The sequence below is a fragment of the Luteibacter sp. P4_D7_3 genome, from assembly GCF_056401735.1.
Map to the genome: position 1 here is coordinate 1 of NZ_JBFUIT010000301.1, position 4,741 is coordinate 4,741.

At 63.1% G+C, this 4,741-nt stretch carries 4 protein-coding genes; 3 read left to right on the forward strand and 1 reads right to left on the reverse strand.

The features are described 5' to 3' along the window. Positions 1-237 precede the first annotated feature (237 nt). From AC1DSN_RS18500 to AC1DSN_RS18510, 3 genes are all read left to right on the forward strand, one after another. Entirely contained in the window at positions 238-1,047 is an 810-nt protein-coding gene (locus AC1DSN_RS18500; protein WP_477332127.1) for a restriction endonuclease, read from the forward strand. Positions 1,048-1,058: 11 nt separating this feature from the next. Then, positions 1,059-1,883, forward strand: a complete 825-nt coding sequence (locus tag AC1DSN_RS18505; RefSeq protein ID WP_477332129.1) for a restriction endonuclease — start codon at positions 1,059-1,061, stop codon at positions 1,881-1,883. A gap of 335 nt (positions 1,884-2,218) precedes the next feature. After that, positions 2,219-3,154, forward strand: a complete 936-nt coding sequence (locus tag AC1DSN_RS18510; protein ID WP_477295193.1) for a hypothetical protein — start codon at positions 2,219-2,221, stop codon at positions 3,152-3,154. A 6-nt stretch (positions 3,155-3,160) separates the two neighbouring features. Here AC1DSN_RS18510 and AC1DSN_RS18515 read toward each other — a convergent pair whose 3' ends face one another. After that, on the reverse strand, positions 3,161-4,675 hold the full coding sequence (locus AC1DSN_RS18515) for an FAD-dependent oxidoreductase (RefSeq protein ID WP_477295191.1): 1,515 nt from the start codon (positions 4,673-4,675) through the stop codon (positions 3,161-3,163). Positions 4,676-4,741 lie beyond the last annotated feature (66 nt).

Consider the following 4,741-nt stretch of genomic DNA (forward strand, 5'->3'; position numbering starts at 1 on the left):
GGGCTCCGCCGCCACCCGGCGGAGCCGCGTACTCACCAGAGGCACGCCACGTGTGTTTGTAGGGATATGCCTACAGAAATCCACACGAAACCCCGCTATATTCCCCGAGTCCCAAGGACCCGCCGGGGGGTGGTGTCGCATTGGGGAATCACAGGGGGAAGTCATGGAAGTCCTACCCGGCGCCCATGGGCGCCACTCGATGCCGTACCTAGAGGAGTCGCGCCGATGAGGCCCGGCATGAAGTCCGTTCGCCATCGTCACGACGATGCGCTGAGCCGGCTCACTTGGGGAGCATTCGAACACCTGGTGGCCGAGCACTTCCGACGACAGGGCTATCGCGTCGAACACACCGGCGCCGGCGAGGGCAACCTCCCGGACGGCGGCATCGATCTCAAGCTCCACCGCGACCAGGAACTCATCGTCGTCCAGTGCAAGCACTGGAACTCCTTCCAGGTGCCGCACAACGACGTGCACCAACTCATCGGCGTGATGCATACCGTCGGGGCCACGGGCGCGATAGTCGTCACCTCGGGCGAATTCACCACCGCAGCCATGGAGGCCGCGGTGAAGTTCCGGCATATCCGGCTGATCGACGGGAAAACCATACGGGCCATGCTCGGGCCGGTCGCGGAGCCCATCGTCGAAGCGCCTGCCTCGCCCGAGTTCCCTGCATGGTCGGGCGCGGCAAGACCGCCCGTCCGGCACACGCATACTCGCCAGGCGAGAATCGATCGCGCATCGGCCGTGGCCGCTGTCGCTGCCGTCGTCGTGATGGCGGGTGCCCTGGTGATGCTCTACACGTTCTACATTCACGAGATCCAGCAGGCGCAGATGGCGAGGTTGCTCGAGTCGCGGAAGCCCCTGGCCACCGAGCAACAGCCGGTCGCCTCGCTACCCTCCGTACTCCCCGGGCTGAGATCTGGCCTGAGGGCAGTCGAAGCGATGCGGACGCACCCGCCCGTGGTCCACGACGCCGCCAGGGAGCGTGAAATCGTCGCTTCCCTCGACGACAAGAAGCCGATCGCCACCGCCATCAAAGACCAGTAAGACCGCCCGGGATGGGACACAGGAAGGCAAGGTTCCGCCACGCCGATCCCCTGGCCAGCATGCCGTGGGATGAATTCGAACGCCTGATGGCGCGGCACTACGCTGCACGCGGCTATCGGGTCGAGCACTCGGGGACGGGGGCGCAAACGTCGTGGAAGAAGTTCGACGGTGGCATCGACCTCAAGCTCTTCCGTGACGGCGAATACATCGTCGTGCAGTGCAAGCGGGTGAACTTCTTCGAGGTCACGCACAACGTCGTTCATGAGCTTATTGGCGTGATGCAAACGCAGCATGCCACGCGGGCGATCGTCGTCATCACGGGATCGTTCAGCGCTGCCGCCATCGCCGCGGCGGCTGAGTTTCCGCAGATCGAATTGATCGACGGTGTAGCGCTACGGCACATGCTTGCTGAAACGGGGGATTTGCCGACGACGTATTGGGCCGATGACGTCCTTTCATCCATGGCCGGTGCGAAGCCAACGGGTCCGTCGTGGACGCGGCGCAACCGGATGCCTACAGCCTTGCTAGCCGCGGCAATGCTGACAGCCGGGATATTTGTACTCGGCTACTACGTCGTCATCCCCGCCGTGTTCCGGAGCATGACCTCATCCATCGTCCACACCACCCAGCGACCCGCGCCCGTCGTGGTGAGAGCGGTTCCTTATTCAGCCGCTGGCGCCGTGGGCAGCACGCCCAGCGGTGAGGCAACCGCCCCGCCACCCCCTCAGCCGCCGTCTGCCTTTACGAAGCTCAGCAAGAAAGAAGCAGAGGAGTGGGACAGGAAGAACGCCGAATCAATGCGGATTCTCGAGAAGAYGACGCCGTCCTTGCCTTGAAACGCCGAGTAGCGCCGGAGTAAGCGCCCCTGTGAATAGATTCTTGAATAGATTCTCGAGGACAATACAAAGGCTATTCATAGGCATACAGATTCTGTCCGCCTCAGCGTGAATAGATCCTTGAATAGATTGTTCGGCGGCCACCCCACTCATCCCCTTCCGGAATGAGCCCCATCCCATAACGAACTTCCATCTGGCGCCGATAGACTGGAAATGACATGAAGCAATGCCGGAGCCTGCGTTACCTCTTGTCAGCCGCGTATGTATTGGCAACCGCGTCCTCGGTTAGCGCTGCCGCGGCGTCGACCGATCGACTGCCCTTGCAAGGCAGATTCTTGTTCGTCGCCCTCGACCCGTCGGAACCTCCCGTGCAGGGGAGCCCCTTACGTCAGCGGCTTTACGCGGCCCCCGCCGATGGAAGCACGCCTCCGGCGGTCGTCGCGAATTTTTCCAACGCCAGTGACCTCGTCGTGTATCCACGGCAGCACGCGCTCGGCGTAAACAGCAGATCTGGGGCAGATCGTGGACCCTTCCTCGTCGACCTGATGGCCGGGCATGCTTATGCGACCAAGAAGGCACTTAGTAGCCCGACCGTCGATCTCTTCACCGCAGCGGACTGGGATGCACCGTCATCGCAGGATCCCGCGCACCGCTACCTTGCTACCCAAGCCACCCTGTCACCGGATGCACGACGCGTCGCCGGCCTCGCTTCCGGAGGGCGAGTATGCGTTGCGCCGATCGACGGGCAAGAGGTGTCGGTCTGCGCATCCGACGTAACAGGCTGTCGAGGAATGTTCCCGACGTGGTCACCCGACGGCAAGACCCTCGCCTTCGCAGGTGGCACCAAGGGCAACCTCACGGCGTGCAATCTGCACGAGGTGTTCCTGATGGATACGGCCACCGGCGCAACGAGGCAGCTCACGGATATCCCTGGCGCCAGGCTCAACAACGAGATGCGCCACAGCATCGTGCGAGGAGGCGACCCCACGGACCATTGGCACCGGACCGGAAATCCGGTCTGGTCGCCGGACGGGCAATGGCTCGCCTTCAGTTCGGCCCAGGGGATCGGGAAAGTGCATCCCGATGGAACGGGGTTGCAGATGCTCGCGCAGGGCAGCAATCCGACATGGTCGCCGGATGGAAGCATGCTGGCGTATCTCGGACCCCACGGTCACATCTACGTATGTCATGCCGATGGTAGCCATCCGGTAGAAATCGTCCCCAGGCAAGGGACACACCTGGGTATCTCGGACGTAGTGTGGGTCGAGTAGGATCCGCTAGCGTTTCAGCATCTCCGCCGCCTTCAGCGAATCCATATCCCGGTTCACCGTGGCCACAGCGATCACCCGCCCGTCCTTCTCGTACCGCACTTCGGCATCCTTGTCCGCCACGGAGCCTTCCTCGCGAATGGCGTCCCAGTCCTCGGCGTGCCCGACGTAGCGAATGGTCGTGTCGTAGTGGACGCTCCAGAAGAACGGCGGCTCTTCGAACGGGTCGTCGATGCCCAGCATCCCTGCTGCGGCGACCTGGCCGTGACGCTCGGCGAGTACCCAATGCTCCACGCGCGCGAGCTCCCCATGTGCACCGGGGTAACGTGCGATGTCACCCGTGGCGAAGATGTTCGGGTCCGATGAGCGCATCGACGTGTCGACAACCACACCGCGTTCGATTCGCACTCCTGCCGTTTCGGCCAACTGCAAGCGCGGCTTCACACCGATGCCGAGCACTACGCGCGTCGCGCGCACCGAGGTGCCGTCGTCGAGCTGCACGGCACCGTCGGCATAGCCTTCGGCGCGGCGCCCAAGATGAAACACGACACCGTTCGCCTCATGCAGCGCCTTGATCATCGTCCCGATGGCCGGACCGAACTTGCTCCGCAGCGGAATCAGCTCCGGACCGATCACGTGCACCGCGACACCGCGGTGACGAAGCGACGCCGCCGCTTCCAGCCCAATGAAGCTGCTGCCGATCACGGCGACGATGTCGTCAGAGGTAACATCGGCAATCACCCGCTCCGCATCCTTCATGCTGCGCAACGTATGCACGTGCGGCTGATCGAAACCGGGTGCTGAAGGACGAACTGGCTCCGCACCTGTCGCAAGAAGCAGTTTGTCGTACGTGAGCGGCTCGCCCGATTCCAGCGCAACCGAACGCGAAGCCGCATCAATAGAACGGACCACCGTTCCCAACTTCAACGTGATCTTCAGGTCCGCGTAGAACGCCGCGTCCTTCAGCGGCATCCACGCCGGATCGGCGGTCCCGGCCAGATAGTCCTTCGACACATTGGGCCGGTCATAGGGAGCATCCACGTCGGCGCTGATCATCGTGATGTCGCCGGCGAAACCATGCTGGCGAAGACGTTGCGCCGCGGCGAACCCCGAGGCACCACCACCAACGATTACGAAGTGCTTGTCTGCCATCAACGCCGCAGGAGATGTCGCATCATCAGGCAGCGCTTCACGCACGAAAACCTTGCCGCCCTCTTCTTCCACCTTCCAGCGCGCCACCGGGGCCAGTGCCGGCGCTTTCAATGCCCGGCCGGTCTTCAGATCGAAACAGGCGTGATGCCAGGGGCAGCTGATGGTGTCACCCACACGGAGGCCTTCGTGCAGCGGTCCGCTGTAATGGCTGCAGGCACCACCCAAGGCCATGATGCCCTCGTCGGTGCGCGCCACGATGATCGCCTCGCCATTGACATGGCCGGCGAAGACACCCTCTTCGGGAAGCGTGGACGCGTAGACGCCCTGGCTGAAATCGGGCCCAACGGGTGAGGCGTCAGAATCGGTTGACATGACAGGTTCCCGTGCTGGCGAAAGCTAGCTTTTGAATGTAGGGGCCAAATGTGACCGTGGCTAGGC